The organism is Sphingomonas carotinifaciens, assembly GCF_009789535.1.
GTDB lineage: Bacteria > Pseudomonadota > Alphaproteobacteria > Sphingomonadales > Sphingomonadaceae > Sphingomonas > Sphingomonas carotinifaciens.
The window spans coordinates 2086163-2105579 of record NZ_WSUT01000005.1 but is presented as its reverse complement, the minus strand read 5'-3'; the positions used below and the strand labels follow the sequence as shown (position 1 = coordinate 2105579).

The 19417-nt window shown below is 66.8% G+C and carries 18 protein-coding genes; 4 read left to right on the top strand and 14 right to left on the bottom strand.

The window, feature by feature from the left end; translation table 11 throughout:
• Position 1: 1 nt before the first annotated feature.
• The 10 genes from GQR91_RS12010 to dapA form a co-directional block, all read right to left on the bottom strand.
• Complete coding sequence (locus GQR91_RS12010; protein WP_149681591.1) at positions 2–1402, bottom strand: NAD(P)H-hydrate dehydratase; 1401 nt, start codon at positions 1400–1402, stop codon at positions 2–4.
• A complete protein-coding gene (locus tag GQR91_RS12005) occupies positions 1399–1764 on the bottom strand; it encodes a hypothetical protein (RefSeq protein WP_375781562.1) in 366 nt (121 codons plus the stop codon). The genes GQR91_RS12010 and GQR91_RS12005 overlap by 4 nt, the downstream gene beginning before the upstream one ends.
• Entirely contained in the window at positions 1751–3472 is a 1722-nt protein-coding gene (ilvD, locus tag GQR91_RS12000; RefSeq protein WP_149681593.1) for a dihydroxy-acid dehydratase, read from the bottom strand. The genes GQR91_RS12005 and ilvD overlap by 14 nt, the downstream gene beginning before the upstream one ends.
• Before the next feature lie 207 nt (positions 3473–3679).
• Entirely contained in the window at positions 3680–4030 is a 351-nt protein-coding gene (locus GQR91_RS11995; protein WP_112382393.1) for a response regulator, read from the bottom strand.
• Positions 4031–4044: 14 nt separating this feature from the next.
• Positions 4045–6462 (bottom strand): hybrid sensor histidine kinase/response regulator, encoded by a 2418-nt coding sequence (locus GQR91_RS11990; RefSeq protein ID WP_149681594.1) that lies wholly within the window; start codon positions 6460–6462, stop codon positions 4045–4047.
• A gap of 152 nt (positions 6463–6614) precedes the next feature.
• Positions 6615–8681, bottom strand: coding sequence for a M13 family metallopeptidase (locus GQR91_RS11985; protein ID WP_149681595.1), 2067 nt, complete (start codon positions 8679–8681; stop codon positions 6615–6617).
• 92 nt (positions 8682–8773) lie between these two features.
• Positions 8774–9358, bottom strand: coding sequence for a DUF2062 domain-containing protein (locus GQR91_RS11980; protein ID WP_174236597.1), 585 nt, complete (start codon positions 9356–9358; stop codon positions 8774–8776).
• On the bottom strand, positions 9358–9837 hold the full coding sequence (gene smpB, locus GQR91_RS11975) for an SsrA-binding protein SmpB (protein WP_112382396.1): 480 nt from the start codon (positions 9835–9837) through the stop codon (positions 9358–9360). The genes GQR91_RS11980 and smpB overlap by 1 nt, the downstream gene beginning before the upstream one ends.
• Before the next feature lie 62 nt (positions 9838–9899).
• Complete coding sequence (locus GQR91_RS11970; RefSeq protein WP_149681596.1) at positions 9900–10202, bottom strand: hypothetical protein; 303 nt, start codon at positions 10200–10202, stop codon at positions 9900–9902.
• Positions 10203–10508: 306 nt separating this feature from the next.
• The gene (dapA, locus tag GQR91_RS11965) at positions 10509–11408 is read right to left on the bottom strand and encodes a 4-hydroxy-tetrahydrodipicolinate synthase (RefSeq protein WP_149681597.1); all 900 of its coding nucleotides are present in this window, start codon (positions 11406–11408) and stop codon (positions 10509–10511) included.
• Positions 11409–11487: 79 nt separating this feature from the next.
• On the opposite strand from dapA, the gene GQR91_RS11960 reads away from it, so the two are divergent.
• The 4 genes from GQR91_RS11960 to GQR91_RS11945 are packed head-to-tail and all read left to right on the top strand — an operon-like array spanning position 11488 to position 15070.
• Positions 11488–13509, top strand: a complete 2022-nt coding sequence (locus GQR91_RS11960; protein ID WP_149681598.1) for a lytic transglycosylase domain-containing protein — start codon at positions 11488–11490, stop codon at positions 13507–13509.
• Between the two features lie 11 nt (positions 13510–13520).
• Positions 13521–14006, top strand: a complete 486-nt coding sequence (locus tag GQR91_RS11955; RefSeq protein ID WP_149681599.1) for a GreA/GreB family elongation factor — start codon at positions 13521–13523, stop codon at positions 14004–14006.
• 54 nt (positions 14007–14060) lie between these two features.
• Positions 14061–14300 (top strand): hypothetical protein, encoded by a 240-nt coding sequence (locus tag GQR91_RS11950; protein ID WP_149681600.1) that lies wholly within the window; start codon positions 14061–14063, stop codon positions 14298–14300.
• Positions 14301–14308: 8 nt separating this feature from the next.
• Positions 14309–15070 (top strand): NYN domain-containing protein, encoded by a 762-nt coding sequence (locus tag GQR91_RS11945; protein ID WP_112382402.1) that lies wholly within the window; start codon positions 14309–14311, stop codon positions 15068–15070.
• A gap of 77 nt (positions 15071–15147) precedes the next feature.
• On the opposite strand, the gene rpmE is transcribed toward GQR91_RS11945, so the two are convergent.
• The 4 genes from rpmE to bamA form a co-directional block, all read right to left on the bottom strand.
• Positions 15148–15378 (bottom strand): 50S ribosomal protein L31, encoded by a 231-nt coding sequence (gene rpmE / locus GQR91_RS11940; protein WP_112382645.1) that lies wholly within the window; start codon positions 15376–15378, stop codon positions 15148–15150.
• Positions 15379–15478: 100 nt separating this feature from the next.
• Positions 15479–15931: a 3-hydroxyacyl-ACP dehydratase FabZ gene (fabZ, locus tag GQR91_RS11935; protein ID WP_149681972.1), complete on the bottom strand. Its 453-nt coding sequence runs from the start codon at positions 15929–15931 to the stop codon at positions 15479–15481.
• Positions 15932–15963: 32 nt separating this feature from the next.
• Entirely contained in the window at positions 15964–16626 is a 663-nt protein-coding gene (locus GQR91_RS11930; protein ID WP_149681601.1) for an OmpH family outer membrane protein, read from the bottom strand.
• A complete protein-coding gene (gene bamA / locus GQR91_RS11925) occupies positions 16626–19355 on the bottom strand; it encodes an outer membrane protein assembly factor BamA (protein ID WP_249042537.1) in 2730 nt (909 codons plus the stop codon). The genes GQR91_RS11930 and bamA overlap by 1 nt, the downstream gene beginning before the upstream one ends.
• Between the last annotated feature and the right edge of the window lie 62 nt (positions 19356–19417).

Genomic DNA, 19417 nt, shown 5'->3' with positions numbered 1-19417 from the left:
ATCAGCCTCTGACGGCGGAGAGCGCGTCTGCCAAGTCGTCGGCGATGAAGGCCGGTCCCAATCGCCGCGCCGCGGCACCATGGAGCCACACCCCGGCCCCCGCTGCGGCAAAGGGATCGAGCCCGGCGGCGCGCATTGCTCCGATCGCCCCGGCCAGCACGTCGCCCGTGCCGGCGGTGGAAAGCCAGGGACTTCCCTCGCCCGCAACTGTGACCCGCCCATCGGGTGCGGCGATCACCGTGTCCGGCCCCTTGTGGACGATGACGGCACCGGTCTGTGCCGCGGCGCGGCGGGTGCGGGTGATCTTGTCGCCCTCCTGCCCGAACAGATGGGAAAATTCCCCGCCATGCGGGGTCAGGATGCTGCCGGCCGGGATCGTCGTGGGATCGATCAGGCGCAATGCGTCGCCGTCGATGACAAGCGGGCGATGCGCGGCAAGGCTGGCGTCCAGCATGCGGCGCGTGGCATCGTCGCGGCCAAGACCGGGACCGACGACGATCGCGCCGATACGCGCGTCCTGCAGGGCATCGGCGGAGAAGATTTTGCGGACCAGCGCGTGCGGGGGCCCCTGCCCTTCGCCCAGATGGAGGACGTAGCCGGCACCGGCGCGCATCGCGGCGATACTCGCCAGCTCGGACGCGCCCGCCATGCCGCCGGCGACGATGGCGACCATGCCGCGGGTGTATTTGTGCGAATTGGGGCCGGGGGTGGGAAGGGTAATGGAAGGCGCTACGCAAGCCATGTCCCTCTCCCCCTCGGGGAGAGGGCTTGAGAGGACGTGGGTGTGGCTGACGACCGGCACGCCGATCGGGATCAGCCGCACCGTGCCGCAGGCCTGCGCCGCGGGTTGCAGCAGATGCGCAGGCTTGGCCGCCTCTAACGCCAGCGTGATGTCGCAGGTCGCCGCGCCCAGCACCGCGCCGTCATCGCTGCCGACCCCGCTCGGCACGTCCACCGCGATCCGCAACCGTGCGGCACGGGCGAGGCGGTGGAGCGGTGCGGCGACCTCGTCGGCCAGCGGCCGCGACAGGCCCGTGCCGAACAACGCATCGACCAGGATGGTGGCGGGTTCCGCCTGTGCCAGCGCCTCGACCGGGCCGTGCCACCGGGCGGCCGCACGGACTGCGGCGGGGCTTGCCGGCGCGCCGGACGCGGCGACGCGCACCGCCGCGCCCATGCGGTGCAGCGCGGCGGCGGCGACATAGCCGTCACCGCCATTATTGCCAGGGCCGCACAGGATCACGATGTCCGCCCCCGCCGCCAGACGGTGCACGGCGACCGCGACACCCTCGCCCGCCCGCTCCATCAGCGTATCGACGCTGGTCCCGGCCACCATCGTCGCCTCCTCGGCAGCGCGCATCTCCCCCGCGGTCAGGATCGGCTGGCCGTCCAGCGGGATCATGCGCCCTTGATCGTCGCGGGCAGGCGGTAGCGGTCCTGACCGATCGACACGTCGATCCCGTCGGCGCCCACCACGGTGACGCGCGCGGGCTCGGCGCCATCGGCGGCGACCACGCCGCGACCGTCGTTCGTCACGCGCAGGCGATGGAAGCCGCCATCGCCGTGACGCACGGTCAGCACCAGCCCCTCGCCGTCCACCATCCGCTCGACGGTACAATTCGGCTCCAGCGGCGCGTTGCCGCGGGTGCAGGGGATGCGGTCCGCATCCGCCGCCGGGATCGCCCCGCCCGACGGCGTCTCGCCGGAGGAACATCCGGCGAGCGCGAGCAGAAGCAGGGCAGACGCCCGGTCAGATATCCGCATAGACATGGGTTTCGGCGCTCGCTCCCGGATGGGTGACCGCCCCCTTATAGGCCGGCCCCACGGTGCGCGCATAGCGCCACAGCACGCCCGACTGATAATCATTCTGCCGCATGGTCCAGCGGGCGCGACGATCGGCCAGCACGGCATCGTCGACCAGCAAATCGATCGTGCCGGCCTCTGCGTCGATACGGATGGCATCGCCATTCTCGACCAGCGCGATCGGGCCGCCGTCCGCCGCCTCCGGCCCGACATGGCCGATGCAGAAGCCGCGGGTCGCACCCGAAAAGCGGCCATCGGTGATGAGCGCGACCTTCTCGCCCATGCCCAGGCCATAGAGCGCGGCGGTGGTGGACAGCATCTCGCGCATGCCGGGGCCGCCCTTGGGCCCCTCATAGCGGATCACCACGACTTCGCCGTCCTCGATCATCCGCGCCTCGACCGCGGCAAAGGCGTCCTCCTCGCAGTCGAAGACGCGCGCCGGCCCTTCGAATTGCAGGCGCTTCATGCCCGCGACCTTCACGATCGCGCCCTCGGGTGCCAGCGATCCGCGCAGGCCGACGACGCCGCCCGTCGGGGTGATCGGCGCCTTGACGTCGTAGATGACCTTCTGGTCGGGGTTCCAGGTGACCTCGTCGATATTCTCGGCCAGCGTCTTGCCGGTCACGGTCATGCAGTCGCCATGCAGATAACCACCGGCCAGCAGCGTCTTCATCAGCATGTAGACGCCGCCCGCCTCGTACATATCCTTGGCGACATATTTGCCGCCGGGCTTCAGGTCGGCGATGTAGGGCGTGGTTTTGAACGTCTCGGCCACGTCGTGCAGGTCGAAGTCGATCCCCGCCTCGTTCGCCATCGCCGGCAGGTGCAGCGCGGCATTGGTCGATCCGCCGGTGGCCGCGACGACGCGGGCGGCATTCTCGAACGCTTCGCGGGTGCAGATGTCGCGCGGGCGGATGTTCTTCGCGACCAGGGCCATCACCTGCTCGCCCGCGGCCTCGGCGATGCCGTGGCGATCGAGAAAGGGTGCGGGCATCATGTTCGAATTGGGCAGCGACAGGCCGATCGCCTCGCCCACGCAGGCCATGGTGTTGGCGGTGAACTGTCCGCCGCACGCGCCGTGGCCGGGGCAGGCGACCTTTTCCAGCTCGATCAACTGCTGGAGCGGGCAATTGCCCGCGGCGTGCTGGCCCACCGCCTCGAACACGTCAACCACGGTCACGTCCTTGTCGTGGAAGCGGCCGGGCAGGATCGATCCGCCATAGACGAAGATCGACGGGATGTTCAGGCGCAGCATCGCCATCATCATGCCGGGCAGCGACTTGTCGCACCCCGCAAAGCCGACCAGCGCATCATAGCAGTGGCCACGCACCGACAGCTCGACCGAATCGGCGATGACCTCGCGACTGACCAGCGAGGCCTTCATGCCCTGATGACCCATGGCGATGCCGTCGGTCACGGTGATCGTGTTGAAGCGACGCGGCATGCCGCCGCCGCGGATCACGCCGCCCTGCGCGGCATCGGCCTGCGCATCCAGCGTCGTATTGCACGGCGCGGAGTTATTGCCCGCCGACGCCAGCGCCACGAACGGCTTGGCGATATCCTCCTCGGTGATGCCCATCGCATAATAATAGCTGCGATGCGGGGCGCGCTCGGGACCGACGGAGACATGGCGCGACGGCAGGCGGGATTTGTCGAACTGGTGGGTCATGGCGTAGCCCTATGTCGCGCAAGGACCCCCAAACGCAAGCTTGTTTCACACAAGCCGGCGGGAACAGCCCTCCTACAAAGCCACGCAGCCCCGAAGATGATGTTTTCGCGCAGATATCTCGATCGCAGCGCGCAACGAGGCACCGACCCCTCCTTGGGGGAGAGACGCCATCTAGATACAGAACGCCGGAAATTCGGCGATGGCGGCTTACAGCTCGCCAAGCGCCTTTGCGACGCCGTCCATCGTGAACGGCTTTTGCAAACGGGGGCGGTCGCGGAAACGTTCGTCCACCGAATCGTCGCTGCCGCCGGTGGCGAAGACGAAGGGGACGCCGCGCTCAGCCAGCAGTTCGGCGACCGGGGTGCTCTTTTCACCGCCGCGCAGGTTGACGTCCAGGATCGCAGCGTCGATGCCGCCCGCCTCCACCCGCGCGATCGCGTCCTCGACGCTGTCGGCGGTGCCCGCGACCTGCTTGTCGAGGATGTCGAGGAAATCCTCGAGCATCATGGCGATCAGGGGCTCGTCCTCGACGATGAGGATCTGGACAGGGTCGTTCATCGTGCCTGCCCTTATCACGAATTTGCAGAACCGCCAGTGCCTTGTTGCAACAGCACGGCGCGCGTCGCCTCGGCAAGTTGCTGGACGGAGAAGGGCTTGGGCAGGAATGCGACATTGTCGATGTCGATCGAACGCCGCAGTTGCTCCTCGGCATAGCCCGACATGAACAGCACCGGCAGGTCGGGATAACGCAGGCGCACCTGGCGGACCATGGTGGGGCCGTCCATCGTCGGCATCACCACGTCGGAGATCAGTAGATCGGGCTTGTCCATCGCCGCCAGCATCTCCAGCGCGGCCTCGCCATGCTCGGCGGCCTTTACCGTATAGCCCTGCCGGGTCAGGGCGCGCTCGGCGACTGCGCGGACCATTTCCTCGTCCTCGACGAGAAGCACGGTGCCGGTTCCCCACAGGTCGGCCGGCCGGGTGGGCGCGCGCGAACTCAGCGGCTTGGGTTGCGGTGCTGCGGGCGCGGCATGGATCGGCAGGTAGATGGAGAAGGTCGCCCCCTGCCCCGGCCGGGAGTCCGCAAAGATCCAGCCGCCCGATTGCTTAACGATGCCATAGACGGTCGACAGGCCGAGCCCGGTCCCCTTGCCCAGTTCCTTGGTGGTGAAGAACGGCTCGAAGATTTTGGGCAGCACATCGGCGGGGATACCGGCGCCCGTGTCGCTGACGATCAGCGCAGTATAGTCGCCGACCGGCAGGATGTCGGAGGCCATCGCGCGGACATCGTCGGCGGATATGCTGCGCGTCTGGATGGTCAGGGTGCCGCCCGAAGGCCCGTTCGCCTGCACGATCGCGTCGCGTGCATTGACCGCCAGATTGACGATCACCTGCTCCAATTGCCCCGGATCGGCACGTACCGGCCCCAGGTTGCGGCCATGGCTGACGTCCAACCGCACCGTCTCGCCCATCAGGCGCTTCAGGAGGTTCGACACCTCCGACACCACGTCGGGCAGTTGCAGCACCTGCGGCCTGAGCGTCTGCTGGCGGGAAAAGGCGAGCAACTGGCGGGTCAGCGCGGCGGCTCGGTTGGAGTTGGAGCGGATCTGCTGGATGTCGTCATAATCGCTGTCGCCGGGCGAATGGCGCATCATCATCAGGTCGCAGTGGCCGATGATCGCTGTCAGGATGTTGTTGAAGTCGTGCGCGACACCACCGGCAAGCTGGCCCACCGCCTGCATCTTCGTCGCCTGCGCCACCTCGCGCTTCAGGCGGCTTTCCTCCGAATTGTCCTTCAGGCTGAGCAGCACGGACGCGTCGCCCAGCCCTCGTGCACCGGCAATGGTCAGCGCCACGGGCTCGTCGGGATGGTCCTTCAGGCGCACCGCCATGTCGGCGGAATGCGTCGCGCCGCCGGCAAAGCGGCGGATCGCATCGGCAACCGCGCCCTTGTCCTCGCGCACCACCAGATCGCCCGGATAGAGCGGCGGCGCCGCGGCATTCACCCCGGCTGCCCGCATGAAGGCGTCGTTCATCTGTAGAAAGCGGCCGTCGCGATCGACCAGCGCCATGCCGAACGGCATCAGCGCGACCAGCGTGCGGACATGCTGCGTCGCGCTTGCGCCGATGGCGGGGGCGGCATCCTCCTCCTCGTCGATCAGCGCGACGAGCATCGGCGCACCGTCCCCTTCCACAAAAGGAACCTGGATCAGCCGCAGCGGCGAGCCGTCCAGCCCCTCGCGCTCGAAGCGCAGAAGGCCGCGGCTGTCGGTGATCAGGAAGCGCGCGAAGTCGCGACCGGCGATGCTGTCCTCGGCCCGCCCCAGGGCGCGCGCGGCCAGCACGCGGTTGGCGGCGCGCACCCGCCCATCGGGGCCGACCACCGCCGCCATGATCCCCGCCGCGCCGAACCGGTCGCCGTCCTTGCCCGCGATCAGCGCCTCGACCATCTGCGCCAGATCCTGCTCGACCGCGACCACGAAGCGCCAGACGAGCATGTCCGCCTCGTCCCCCGCCCGTGTCACCAGTGCCGATACCCGCACCCCGTTCGCCAGCAGGCGATCGGCGCGCCCCAGCCCGTCGCGCCACGCCACCCGGCCGGCCTGGGTCAGCGCGGCGACGCCCTCGCCATCGAGGGGCAGGCCCGGTGGTGTCGGCGAGCCGGGAAACAGCGCCTCATAGGCATCGTTGGCGCAGACCAGTCGACCGGCACGGTCGGTGACCGCGATCGCATCATCACTGGTATCGGCGACCACGCGGGTAAAATCCCAGTCGAGCGCGCGGCGCTCCGTGGCTTGCGCGGGCGACAACAGCCGCCACGCCACCACGCCGCCGCCGACCACCAGCCCGATTCCCAGAAAACCGGCGGCGAACGGCCAGCTGCCGACCACCGCGAAGACGAGGATCGCCGCCAGCAGCCCCGTCCCGATCGTGACGAGCAAGGCGGTCTGGATGGGGGAAAGCGTTCGGGTGGGGGCCAGCGTCGCCATGGATTATGTCTTCCGATGGCGAAGGATGCCGGTCAAGCGCGAACGGCGTAGAGCCGTAGGGCCGGAAGAGGCCGGGGCTGCCCCGCCGCGCCTGGCGCCGCCGGGCAGCCCCGCCAGTCACCCCCCTCCCCAAAGGGAGAGGGGTGCGGGCATTACCAGATGCGGACGCGCTGTTCGGGCGTCAGGAACAGCGCCGTGCCCGGCTTCACGTCGAACGAAGCATACCACGGGTCTAGGTTGCGCACGGTCAGCACGCGCTGATGGCCCGGTGCATGCGGGTCGGAGAGCAGCGCCTGGCGCAGCGCGGGCTCGCGGAACTTGGTGCGCCACACCTGCGCCCAGCCATAATAGAAGCGCTGGTCGCCCGTCGTGCCGTCGATCACCGGCGCCGGCTTGCCGCCCAGCGACTTGTGATACGCATCCAGCGCCACGGTCAGGCCGGCGAGATCGGCGATGTTCTCGCCCAGCGTCAGTCCGCCCTGCACATGCTGGCCGGGGATCGGCTCATAGGCGTCATATTGCGCGACCAGCTTGTCCGTGAAGCTCTTGAAGCGCTCCACATCCTGCGGCGTCCACCAGTCGGTCAGCTTGCCGGTCGCGTCGTACTTGCGGCCCTGATCGTCGAAATGATGGCTGATCTCGTGACCGATCACCGCGCCGATGCCGCCGTAATTCACCGCCGGATCCGCCTTCGGATCGAAGAAGGGCGGCTGGAGGATCGCGGCCGGGAAGACGATCTCGTTCATCGTCGGGTTGGCATAGGCGTTGATGGTCATCGGCGTCATGAACCATTCGGCACGGTCGATCGGCTTGCCGAGCTTGTTCAGGTCGCGCTGATATTCGAACGCGTTGGAGCGCGCGACATTGCCGACCAGATCGTCGCGGCGGATCTGCAGCGCCGAATAATCGCGCCACTGGTCGGGATAGCCGATCTTGGGCGTGAAGGCGGCGAGCTTGGCCAGCGCCTTCGTCTTGGTCTCGGGGGCCATCCATTCCAGATTGCGCAGCCGCTCACCCATCGCGGCGATGACGTTCTTCACCAGATCGTCGGCCGCCGCCTTCGATTCCGGCGGGAAATACTTCGCCACATATTGCTGGCCGATCGCCTCGCCCATGCCGCCCGACACCAGGCTGACGCCGCGCTTCCAGCGGACCTGCTGCTCGGGCGTGCCCGACAGAGTGGTGCCGTAGAAAGCGAAGTTCGCCTTGTCGAAATTGGTCGACAGATAGGGCGCATAGGCGCGCAGCACCTTCAGCGTCGCAAAGTCCTTGAGGACCGGCAGCGGCGCATCGGCAAAGGCCTTCGCCTCGCCGGTGACCGCGCTGGGTTGCGCCACCAGATAGGCCGGGCGGTTGGCGGTGCCGAGCGCGGTCATATACTGCGCCCAGGGGAAGCCCGGCGCCTTGGCGGCGAAATCGGCCGCGGTCCACTTGTTGTAGGTCTTGTCCGCGTCGCGGCTCTCGATGCGCGTCCAGTGCGCGGTCGCGATCGCCTTTTCCAGGTTGAACACGGCGGCGGCGCGTGCCTGCGCGTTCGGCTCGCCCGCCAGCGTCAGCATCTGCGCCAGATAGGCCTGGTATGCGGTGCGGATCGCCGCCAGCTTGGCATCGTCCTTCAGATAATAGTCGCGATCGGGCAGGCCGAGGCCCGACTGGCCGAAGCTGACGATATAGGTGTCGGGCGCCTTGTCGTCCTGGCCGACATAGGTACCGAACAGACCGCCGACGCCCTGCCGCTGGAGTGCGGCCATCGCCTGCACCAGCGCGGTCTTGTCCTTGGCGCCGGCCAGCGTGGCGATCATCGGCTTGACGGGGGCGACGCCCTTTGCGTTCACCGCCGCCTCGTCCATGAAGCTGGTGTAGAAATCACCGACCTTGTCGCCCGGACGCTTGGCCGCTTCGTCGAGGATGGTCCGCGTCCGCTCCAGCGACAGGTCCTGGAGAACGTGGAACATGCCATAGGACGAGCGATCCGCGGGGATCTCGGTCGCCTTGTACCAGGTGCCGCTGGAATGATCGAAGAAGTCGGTGCCCGGCTTCACGCTCAGGTCACGGCCGGCCATGTCGAAGCCAAAGTCGCCGATCTGCGGCTTGTTCGCGCTGGCAGGGGCGACCGGGCCGGTCGCTGCCTTGCCCACGGTGCGGGTCTGGTTGGTCTGGCTTTGTGCGAATGCGGCAGTAGAGGCGAGCAGGCAGGCGACGAGAATCGACGTACGCATCAACGGTCCTTTTACATGAAGGCGCTTCGATGCTGCGTGTTCTAACCGGGTAGCACGGCCGCTCCAATAGATTTACGGCAAGGCTTGCGACCTTATTTTCCGCAGCGATGGCCCAAACGGTGGCGCACCCGCCATTTGTGCGCGATCCACAGACGCCAGCCGAGCGCGGTGCCGGCATAGCCCAGTATCGCGCACGCCGCGGTCAGCACGCACAGCCCCAGGCCAAAGGCCGGCCCCTGCTCCCACAGCCAGTGGAACGCGCCGGTCGCCCATTGCAGCCAGCCGGTCGCGGTTTCCGCCACCGGCTGCGCGATCAGCGGCGTGTCCGTGCGAAGCAGCCAATGCCCGATCTGATAGGCGATGTACCACAGGATCGGGGTGGTCAGCGGATTGGTGATAAAGGTGGTCAGCGCCGCGACCGGCACATTTGCACGGGCCGGCAGCGCGAACAGGGCGGCGATGGCGATCTGTGCGACCGGGAACAGGAACCCCGCCACCATGCCCAGCGCCACGCCGCGCGGCACCGACCGGCGGGTGAAGCGCCACAGTTCGGGCGCCAGCACGCGGTGAGCGACGGGGCGGAGCAGGCGGCTCTGCTCCATGCTGTCGCGCGTCGGCATGTTGCGCCGCATCCACGCGACGGTGCGGGACCACATGGTGGGCGCCGCGCTGGCCATCAGCCCCGGTCGCGCAGGATACGGCCCTGCTCGCGCTTCCAGTCGCGCTCCTTGATCGTTTCGCGCTTGTCGTGCGCCTTCTTGCCCTTGGCCAGTGCCAGTTCCACCTTGGCGCGTCCTTGCGAATTGAAATATACGGTCAGCGGCACCAGGGTCATCCCCTCGCGCGCGACCGCCCCGTGGAGCTTGTTGATCTCCCGCTCGTGAAGGAGGAGTTTACGCGGGCGCTTCGCTTCATGATTGAAGCGGTTGCCATGGCTGAATTCGGGCACGTTGCTGTTGATCAGCCACACCTCGCTGCCCTTCACCTCGGCATAGGACTCCGCGATCGAGCCTTCGCCGAAACGGAGCGACTTCACCTCCGTACCGGTCAGGGCGATGCCTGCCTCGTACGTCGTGTCGATGGCATAATCGAAGCGGGCGCGCCGGTTCTCGGCAACGATCTTCTTCTTGTCGAAGGTACGGGGTTTGGGACGCATGGGACCGGGGATGTAGGCGGTCGCAGGCCTCGTGAAAAGCGGGCGCGCGACACGGGGCGGGATCAGAACGGGATTTTCAGCCGCATCATCGCCCGGTTGCTGGGAAAACCGCCAACGCCGGCCTGTTCGGTTTCGGCGGACAGCTTGGCATTGCCGAACACGCGGACCTCCGCCTTGGGGAGGGTCGGCTCGGTGTAGCGCTCGGGCACCGGTTTCAGGCGATCGGGCTGATCGGTGCGGGCGCACACGACGACCTCGTCCCCGTCCGCCGATCGGTCGCAGCCCGGCGCGGCGCGCAGGACCTTCGGCACGGGCAGCACCGGGCCGGACACCGCTTGCAGGCCGAACAGCAGCGTGGGCAACATCGCATGGGTCTCCCGTCCCTGTGATGTTGCGCAGGCTGCGCTATGATTTGGGCGGGATGATGGCGCGTTCGTAGAAGTTTTGTTCACGCGAAGGCGCGAAGACGCGAAGAAGATGTATTCACGCGGAGGCGCGGAATATCTCGAGCCGAAGGCTCCCGATCCTCGTCGACGTCCGCGATCGTCTCCCGATCGAGAGGACACGCCGCAGGGGCCGCTAGTGCCACTCTCCGCGTCTCCGCGTCTCCGCGTGAACACATAACTTCTTCTTCGCGGCTTCGCGTCTTCGCGTGAACCAACAATCCTGCCTTACACCAACCCCGCATGCGCCAACGCGGCGTCAACCGCTGCACGGGCAGCGTCCGACGGCCAGGTCATCGGCAAACGCAGGCCCATCGGCATGTCAGGCCACACGCGCGACAATGCGTACTTCACCGGCCCCGGCGAGGCATCGGTGAACATCGCGTCGTGCAGCGGGAACAGCTTGTCATGCAGCGCCAAGGCCCGCGCCCCGTCTCCGGCTGCACAGGCCGCCTGGAAATCCGCGCACAGGCGCGGCGCGACATTGGCGGTGACCGAGATGCACCCCACCCCGCCCATGGCGTTGAACGCCAGCGCCAGATCGTCGTTGCCCGACAACTGGCAGAAGCCCTCGCCCAGACCGGCGCGGTGTTGCGACACGCGGGCGAGCGCGCCGCTGGCGTCCTTCACGCCGACAAAGACCTCCGGCGCGGCAGATACGATGCGGACAAGCGTCGCCGGCTGGATATCGGTCACGGTGCGGCCGGGCACATTGTAGAGCACGATCGGCAGCGGCGACCGCTCGGCGAGCACCGCGAAGTGGCGTGCGATCCCCTCCTGACTCGGCCGGTTGTAATAGGGCGGCACCATCAGCGCGGCGTCCGCTCCTGCGTCCTTGGCCGCCTGAAGATTGGCCGCCGCCACGCCCGTGTCGTTCGAACCGGCGCCCGCGATCACCGGCACCCGCCCCGCCGCCTGCTCGACACAGGCCCGCACCACCCGGAAATGCTCGTCCTTGGGCATGGTCGCCGCCTCGCCCGTCGTCCCGCACGCGACCAGCGCGGTCGACCCCTGCTCGATCTGCCACTCGACAAAGGCCCGAAACACCCCCTCGTCAAACGCGCCACCAACATGGTCGCCCGTGTCCGCGAACGGCGTCACCAGTGCGGGAATCGATCCTGAGAACATGGAAGAAAATGTGCTCCTGCTGCACTGATGGGCCAATTTGTTCAGGACATGTACGGGTCGGGGCCTTATTCTGTCCAGCATGGTGACTGCTTTGAAACCCGTGATGATGCTGGCGGCCTTTGCCGGCGTGGCCCTTCCTCCCCAACAGAACAGCCAGTCGCAGGATCAGCTCGACCGCTACCGCACGCAGATGGCGAACATGCCGCCCAGTGCCCAGACCGCCAGCGCAATGCCCGCCGATGGCACGATCGCCGCGGCACTCGCGCAATGGCGCGCGCTGCAACAGACCGATTCGCTGCCCTTCGACAGCTATGCCGGCTTCCTGATGGCGCATCCCGGCTGGCCGGGCGAGACGAGCAACCGGCGCGCAGCGGAGCGGCAGGCGGCGAACTTCACCGCGGCGCCTGCCAATATCGTCGCCTATTTCCGGCGCTTCCCGCCACAAAGTGCCGCCGGTGGCGTCGCCTTCGCCCGTGCATTGCAAGCGACGGGCGCTAGTGCGGAGGCAGCGCAGGCCGCACGCACCGCATGGCGCCGTGGTCCGCTTTCCCCGACCGACGAGGCCCTGGTCCTGTCCAGCTTCGGCAGCGCGCTGACACCCGACGATCACGACCAGCGGATGGATGCGCTGCTGTGGCAAGGCGCGACCAGCGTTGCCGCCCGCCAGATCGGCTTCACCAGCACGGCCAAGCGCCCGATCTTCGAGGCGCGGCTGGCCTTTCGCACCAATGCCGCCAACGCGTCCAACCTGTCGGCCTCGACACAGGCGCTCTACGCCAATGATCCCGGCTACATCGCGGACCGCGCGACATGGTTGCGCAACAGCGGCGCCAGCCCCACTGCCCGCGGCTGGCTTGCCCGCCCGCGCACGCTCGCCAGCCGGCCGGGCAATGTCGAGAAATGGTATGAGGCACTGCTCGTCAACGCACGCGCGGCCGCTGCGGACAACCAGTTGCAGATCGCCTATGACATCGCGCGGCAGGTGGACGACGCCTATCCCGCCGGCACCGACGTCTCGACCAAGCCCTATGGCGAGCGCGACGATTATACCAGCCTGGTATGGCTGGGTGGGCAGACGGCGATGAAGCTGAACCGTCCCGCCGACGCGATGGTGCTGTTCGAACGCTATGGCCGGGGCAGCCAGTCGCCGCAGACCCGCGCCAAGGGCTTTTACTGGGCGGGTCGCGCGGCCGAGGCCGCCGGTCGCACCAGCGAAGCCGCGGCGTTCTACGCTCAGGCAGCCGGTTATCGCGATCAGTTCTACGGCCAGTTGTCGCTGGAGCGCACCGGTCAGCCCTTGACGGCGCCGCCGGCCATCGCCGCGCCGGCGATTGCCCCCGCGGTCCAACAAGCCTTCGCCAATCGCGAGGTGGTGCGCGCAGCCCGCTTCCTGGGCCAGATCGGCCAATATCAGGATCAAAGCGCATTCGTCCGCCAGATCGCAGCCGATGCGACGACGGAAACCGATCACTGGCTCGCCGCCGACCTGTCGCGGCAGATCGGAAGGCCGGACCTGGCCGTCATGGTCGGACGCAGCGCGATGCAGAACGGCCTGACCGATTATTCTGCCGCCGGCTTCCCCACCGTACCGGTGCCGCAGGGCTATGAAGGCAACTGGACGCTGATTCACGCCATCGCGCGCCAGGAAAGCCAGTTCGATCGTGCCGCGGTCAGCCATGCCGGCGCGCGCGGGCTGATGCAGTTGATGCCCGCCACCGCCGCCGAACAGTCGGGCAAGATCGGCCTGTCCTACTCCCCCGCGGCGCTGACCACCGACCCCAACCTGTCGATCCAGCTCGGCTCCAGCTATTTCGAGCGGATTTTCGGCAATTACGGCAGCTATCCGCTGGCGATCGCGGCCTATAATGCCGGCGGCGGCAACGTGAACAAGTGGCTGCGCCAGAACGGTGACCCGCGTACCGGAGCAATCGACATCGTCGACTGGATCGAGCAGATTCCGTACATGGAAACGCGCAATTACGTGCAGCGTGTGCTGGAAAACGCGGTGGTGTACGATCTGATGAACCCGGCGCGCGCCAAGAGCCGGGGCACGAAGACCCCGCTGAGCTGGTATCTGGGCAAGTCCGGGCGGCCGGGCTGATCGCGCGATCCGTGACGGACAGACCCCACTACATCACGCCGGCCGGGTACGCCGCGCTGCGTGCCGAATATGAGCAACTGTTCGGCACCGAGCGGCCGCGGCTGGTCGATACCATCGCTTGGGCGGCGGGCAATGGCGATCGATCGGAGAATGGCGACTATATCTATGGTCGCAAAAGGCTGCGCGAGATCGATCGGCGGCTCGGCTGGCTGTCGAAGCGGATGAAGGCTGCCAAGGTGGTGGACCCGGTCCGTCAGGAGGACCGGACGCGCATCTGGTTCGGCGCTACCGCCACCATCGTCGACGAGGACGATCAGGAACGCATCCTCACGCTGGTCGGCGACGACGAGGCGGAAGCGGGCCGGGGCCGCATCGGATGGAACGCGCCGATCGCCCGTGCACTGCGAGGTGCCGCGATCGGCGATCTGCGCCGGGTCCATCTGCCCGCGGGCGAGCGGGAATATGAGGTCATCGCCATCACCTACCCGGCGGCCTGAGGAACGGGGCCGTCCCACCGCCGGTTATCTCCTTGCAACGACAGGAGAGAGACGATGGAAAATCCCCGCACGACCAGCGCGCGTGATCATGACGACAGCGCGATCATCGACGCAGCCGATCGCTCGCCGGATGCAGTCGGCCATGCAGGCGGCCGGCTTGCGACGGACGTCGGGACGCAGAACGACCTGACCCGCGAGGTCGAAGATCCCGAAGCACCTGACCGCGTTACAAAGGAAAGCGCGATTGCTAACAACACGGCCTATCCCTCCGATCGGCGGGGCGGCAACGAATAAGGACGGCCATGGCGGACGACGTACCGGCGCGTAACATCGCGCTTCTGATCGATGCGGACAACGCCACGCCGTCCGCGCTTGATCCGGTACTGACGGTGCTGGCCGAACTGGGCACCGTCAACGTCCGCCGGGCCTATGGCAACTGGTCCAAGCCCGGCCTGAAGGGCTGGCGCGACATGTCGGTCAAGCATGGCATCGAGCCGCAACAGCAGTTCGACCTGACCAAGGGCAAGAACGCCACCGACATGAAGATGACGATCGACGCGATGGACCTGCTGTTCCGCGGCCGGGTTCAGGGGTTCGGCATCATGTCTTCGGACAGCGACTTCATGCCGCTGGCGATGCGCATCCGCCAGGATGGCATCCCCGTCTACGGCTTCGGTAGTTCGCGCACGCCGGAGGCATTCCGACAGGCCTGCACCCGCTTCATCGACGTGACCGCACTGACCGAGCGGCCCAAGCCCTCCCCCGCCGATGTGCCGTTGTCCGAGTCGCTGCCGCCCCCGATCGAGGCACGAACAACCGAGAGCGCGGTCCGCCCGGTGGACGAGGATTTGCTGAAGCTGTTGATCGATGCCTATACCTCGGTCAAGCGCGACGATCGGGGCTTTGTCAGCCTCTCTGCAATGGGCCAGCTGGCCGGGAACCGCTCCAGCTTCGACGCGCGCAACTACGGATTTCGCCAGCTTTCCGATCTCATCAAGGCCGTACCCAATTTCCAGACCGAGCGTCGCCCGGACGGCCGCCTGTTCGTGAAACGGGTGCGCTGACCGATCCGCCCGCAAACAAAAATGGCCCGGCTTCCTCGTGGAAGCCGGGCCATTCCCGAAGCGTACGACCTTGGCGCTTACTTGCGCAGCGTCAGGCCACCACCGAAACGCTTGTTGAAGCGTGCGACCTGGCCGCCCGCGTCCAGCATCTGGCCACGGCCACCGGTCCAGGCGGGGTGCGCCAGCGGGTCGATGTCGAGCTGCATCGTGTCGCCTTCCTTGCCCCAGGTGGAGCGGGTTTCGAACACAGTGCCGTCGGTCATCTGGACCTTGATCATGTGGTAGTCGGGATGGGTATCGGTCTTCATGGTGGTAGCTCCTGCGTGGCTGGTTCCGACCAGCCGGGAATGCGAAGCGGCGCCCATAGCGAACGGGCGCCGCACGGTCAAACGCCGTATCGAATGAGGATCAGGTGGCCTTCGGCGGATCGGCGATCATCGCGGTGAAGTTCGCCTCGGCCACGACCTTTCCGTCGACCTTGGCGACACCGGCGAACTTGCAGACGGTGGCCCGCTTCTGGACGAACGTCGCCTCCAGTTGCAGCAGCACGCCGGGTTCGACCGGCTTGCGGAACTTGGCACCGTCGATCGCCATGAAATAGACGAGCTTGCCCGATCCGGCGAGGCCCAGGCTTTCCACCGCCAGAACACCAGCAGCCTGTGCCAGCGCCTCGACGATCAGCACGCCCGGCATGATCGGCCGGCCGGGGAAGTGCCCCTGGAAAAAGCCCTCGTTGATCGTCACCGCCTTGATCGCCGTGATCGACGTGTCGGGCACGAGGCTTTCGACACGGTCGATCAACAGCATGGGATAGCGGTGCGGAAGCGCCGCCATGACCCGCCCGATATCGAACGGGCCCATGGCGGATTTCACCTCGTCAGTCACCGCGTCGCTCACCGGCCGCTGTTGCGGCGGTTACCGGTGGCGGCCGGAGCCGGCGTCGCGGCGGGCGCCGCACCGGCCGGCGCAGCACCGGCGGCCTGACCGCCCTGGCCCGGCTGCCAATTGGCCGGCGGCGTGGTGTTGACGGTCGGGACCAGACGATCGAGCTCGGCCGTCACGGCCGCAGTGATGTCGGCGGTCGGCTGCATGAACAACACCGCCTGCGGCGAGACGAGCAGGCTGACATTCTTGGCGCGGACGGCGCTCTGCACCGCTTCGCCCAGACGGTTCTGGATCTGCTCGATGGCATAGGCCTGCGCACGCTGTGCCGGCTGGGTCAGGCGCTGAAGCTCCTGGTTCGCAGCGGTTTCGCGCGTCTGGATCTGCTGCGCCTGAGTCTGCAGCGCCTGCTGGTTGGCGTTGGGCGCCGAACGGGCGGTGTTGAACTGCTGGATCAGCGGCTGCAACTCGGTCGACAGGGCCTGACGGCGTGCTTCGGCCTGGTCGAGCTGCGCCTTGTAGGTCGTCTCGATCTGGGTGCGGGCAGCGGTCCAGGCGCGCGAGTTGGCGATCGCACCCTGCGGATCGGCAACGGCGACACCACCGACCTGCGCGGCGGCCGGAGCCGCAGCAAGGACGCCAGCGGCGAGGAGGAGAGTCGTGAACGTCTTCATCAGAACTGTGTTCCTACGTTGAAGGTGATGAGCTTGGGATCATCGCCGGCTTGGGTAATCAGCGCCTTGGCGAGGTCGATACGCAGCGGGCCAAATGGTGAGTTCCAGTTCACGCCAATGCCAATCGACAGACGCGGTTTCCAGCTGCCGCCGTAGTAAGTCTCCACGAACGGCGAAGTGCGTAGCAGGGTGTTCACCGTAGTGCCGGTGCAGACGCCATTCTCCAGCGTGCCGGTGGCGCATGTCGTGGTCAGTCCGGTGCTTGCAATGGAATACAGTGCATTGCCGTTCGCATCACGCTGGATGTTGCCGATCAGAGTCGGCGATCCATCGCTGTTGAAGAGCAGATTGCCACTGGCATCGCGCAACTGCTCGAAGGGCGGGTCAGCGGTCGGACGCGGACGGGTCAGGTCGAACAGCGAACCGGCCTGCACGTAGATCGACGGCCGCAACCCCATCTCACGCGCACCGGAACCGAGCGGCAGTTCCAATTCGAGACGCGTCAGGTAGTAGGCCTTGCCGCCCAGTGCGTCATCGACGAGCTGATTGCGATCGGTGACAAGCGTCTGCGTACCGTCGGCTGCACTGCCAGTAAAGAAACGACGCTGAACGCGCGGACCGATGCCACGAATATCGAACCCGCGGAACTGCGGCTCGCCCAGATAGAAGCGGTCGGTGATGCGCACGGGATCGATGCCGACGCCACGGCTGCTCTCCAACGAGTGGATGTAACCGCCTTCGCCCAGCCACGACAGGACGAAGCCGCTGCCCAGCCCCTTGAACTTCGAGCCCTCGGCGCGGGTACGGATATATTTCACGTCACCGCCGAGACCGGCAAAGTCCTGGCTGAACGAGAAGCGATGGCCCGCCGTCGGGCGCAGGCGGCTGTTCAAGCTGTCATAGATCAGCGAGTAACCGACCGACGAGGTCCAGCGATTACCGAGCTGCTCGCACAGATACCGGCCGGCGATGGTGACGTCGCACTCGCCCGCCGCGTTGAAGAAGGAATCGGCGAGACCGACCTCGTCATAGGTCAGGCCATAGCGACCGGACAGCGACCAATATTCGGTCAACGGCACGCCCGCGCGCACCTGGAAGCCGGTTGACACCTGGCTGTAGGTGGTCTGGCGATTGGTGCCAATAAAGTTGAACGCGTTGAAGTCGCGGCGGAAGATATCCACGCCCATCGCGATGTTCTTGTCGAACACGTACGGCTCGGTGAAGCCCAGTTCGACCGATTTGGAATAGGCCGAATAGTTCACGCCGGCGCGGAGTTCCTGGCCCTTGCCGCGGAAATTGCGCTGCGTGATGTTCGCCTGGATGATGAAGCGTTCGAGCGACGAATAGCCGGCGGACAGCTGCAACTCGCCGGTCGAGCGCTCCTCGACATTCGTCTCCAGCACCAGTCGATCGGGGGCGGAACCGGGGTTCTGCTTGATCTCCAGCTTGTCCTGGAAATAGCCGAGCGAGTTGATGCGGTCCTGCGAACGGCGCACCTGGAAGCTGTTGAACGCGTCGCCCTCGGCCAGACGGATTTCACGCCGCACGACCTTGTCCTGCGTCTGCGTGTTGCCGTTGATCTCGATGCGCTCGACATAGGTGCGCTTGGCTTCGGCGATGTTGAACGTGACCGACATGGTCAGCGCCTCGCGATCCCGCTGGAACTCCGGATTCACATCGGTGAAGGCATAGCCGAACAGGCCGGCGGTCTGGCTCAGGCTTTCGACCGAGTCCTCGACCAGCTTGGCATTGTACCAGTCGTCCTTCTTCATCGGCAGCGACGCGGCAAGCTTCGTATTGTCGAAATCGCGGATCTGGCTGTCGACCGCCACGTCGCCGAACTTATAGCGCGGCCCTTCCTCCACCACATAGGTGATGATGAAGTCCTGCTTGTCCGGGGTCAGCTCGGCCACCGCGCTGGTCACGCGAAAATCGGCATAGCCCTCGGTCAGGTAGAACTGGCGCAGCTTCTGCTGGTCATAGGCCAGCCGGTCCTGGTCGTAGGAGGTGTTGGACGACAGCAGGCGGAACCAGCGCGACTGCTTGGTCGCCATCTCGCCGCGCAACTGATCGTCGGAGAATTTTTCGTTGCCCAGAATGTTGATCTGGCGGACCTTGGACTTCGGACCCTCGCTGATCTCGAACACTACGTCGACGCGGTTCTGGTCGAGGCTGACCATCTTCGGTTCGACCACCGCGCCGAACCGGCCCTGACGGCGATACAGCTCGACAATGCGCGCCACGTCCTGACGGACCGCGGTACGCGTGAAGATCTGGCGCGGGGCCAGCCGGATTTCCTTGGTGATCTTGTCGTTCTTGAGGCGCTTGTTGCCCTCAAGGATCACGCGGTTGATGATCGGGTTCTCGCGCACGCGCAGCACAATGTCGCCCGTCTCGACGCCGGCAATCGAGAAATCGGCGAACAACTCGCTGGCCTGCAGGTCCTTGAGCGCCTGATCCAGCGTTTCCGGTGTGTAGGGAATGCCGACGCGCAGCTTGGTATAGGACAGCACCGTCTCGGGCTCGATGCGCTGCGCACCCTCGACTCGCAACGTCTTGATGGTGCGAACCGGTGCCGGTGCCACGCTCGGCACCGCGGCGGGCGCCTGCGCGGAGGCAGCGGCGGCGCCCGGCCTTGCCGGCGCGGTCTGCGCAAGGGCAGGAACGCCCGACAGCGCCGTACCCGCCAGCAGCACAGCGCCCGCGCGCACGATCTTCATACCAGTCATCGCTGTCACCAAACCCACCCCAGAAAAGTCGAACCGACCCCTGCGTTCGCCGCCCTGCCCCA

Bases quoted from the DNA above. Each gene is read 5' to 3' on its own strand.
- GQR91_RS11945 (WP_112382402.1), top strand. From the start codon at position 14,309: ATGGCGGACGACGTACCGGCGCGTAACATCGCGCTTCTGATCGATGCG.
- GQR91_RS11970 (WP_149681596.1), bottom strand. From the start codon at position 10,202: ATGTTGCCCACGCTGCTGTTCGGCCTGCAAGCGGTGTCCGGCCCGGTG.
- GQR91_RS11950 (WP_149681600.1), top strand. From the start codon at position 14,061: ATGGAAAATCCCCGCACGACCAGCGCGCGTGATCATGACGACAGCGCG.
- GQR91_RS11960 (WP_149681598.1), top strand. From the start codon at position 11,488: ATGGTGACTGCTTTGAAACCCGTGATGATGCTGGCGGCCTTTGCCGGC.
- smpB (WP_112382396.1), bottom strand. From the start codon at position 9,837: ATGCGTCCCAAACCCCGTACCTTCGACAAGAAGAAGATCGTTGCCGAG.
- GQR91_RS11990 (WP_149681594.1), bottom strand. From the start codon at position 6,462: ATGGCGACGCTGGCCCCCACCCGAACGCTTTCCCCCATCCAGACCGCC.
- GQR91_RS12010 (WP_149681591.1), bottom strand. From the start codon at position 1,402: ATGATCCCGCTGGACGGCCAGCCGATCCTGACCGCGGGGGAGATGCGC.
- GQR91_RS11930 (WP_149681601.1), bottom strand. From the start codon at position 16,626: ATGAAGACGTTCACGACTCTCCTCCTCGCCGCTGGCGTCCTTGCTGCG.
- GQR91_RS11980 (WP_174236597.1), bottom strand. From the start codon at position 9,358: ATGGCCAGCGCGGCGCCCACCATGTGGTCCCGCACCGTCGCGTGGATG.
- GQR91_RS11985 (WP_149681595.1), bottom strand. From the start codon at position 8,681: ATGCGTACGTCGATTCTCGTCGCCTGCCTGCTCGCCTCTACTGCCGCA.
- rpmE (WP_112382645.1), bottom strand. From the start codon at position 15,378: ATGAAGACCGATACCCATCCCGACTACCACATGATCAAGGTCCAGATG.
- GQR91_RS12005 (WP_375781562.1), bottom strand. From the start codon at position 1,764: ATGCGGATATCTGACCGGGCGTCTGCCCTGCTTCTGCTCGCGCTCGCC.
- ilvD (WP_149681593.1), bottom strand. From the start codon at position 3,472: ATGACCCACCAGTTCGACAAATCCCGCCTGCCGTCGCGCCATGTCTCC.
- bamA (WP_249042537.1), bottom strand. From the start codon at position 19,355: ATGACTGGTATGAAGATCGTGCGCGCGGGCGCTGTGCTGCTGGCGGGT.
- dapA (WP_149681597.1), bottom strand. From the start codon at position 11,408: ATGTTCTCAGGATCGATTCCCGCACTGGTGACGCCGTTCGCGGACACG.
- GQR91_RS11995 (WP_112382393.1), bottom strand. From the start codon at position 4,030: ATGAACGACCCTGTCCAGATCCTCATCGTCGAGGACGAGCCCCTGATC.
- fabZ (WP_149681972.1), bottom strand. From the start codon at position 15,931: ATGGGCCCGTTCGATATCGGGCGGGTCATGGCGGCGCTTCCGCACCGC.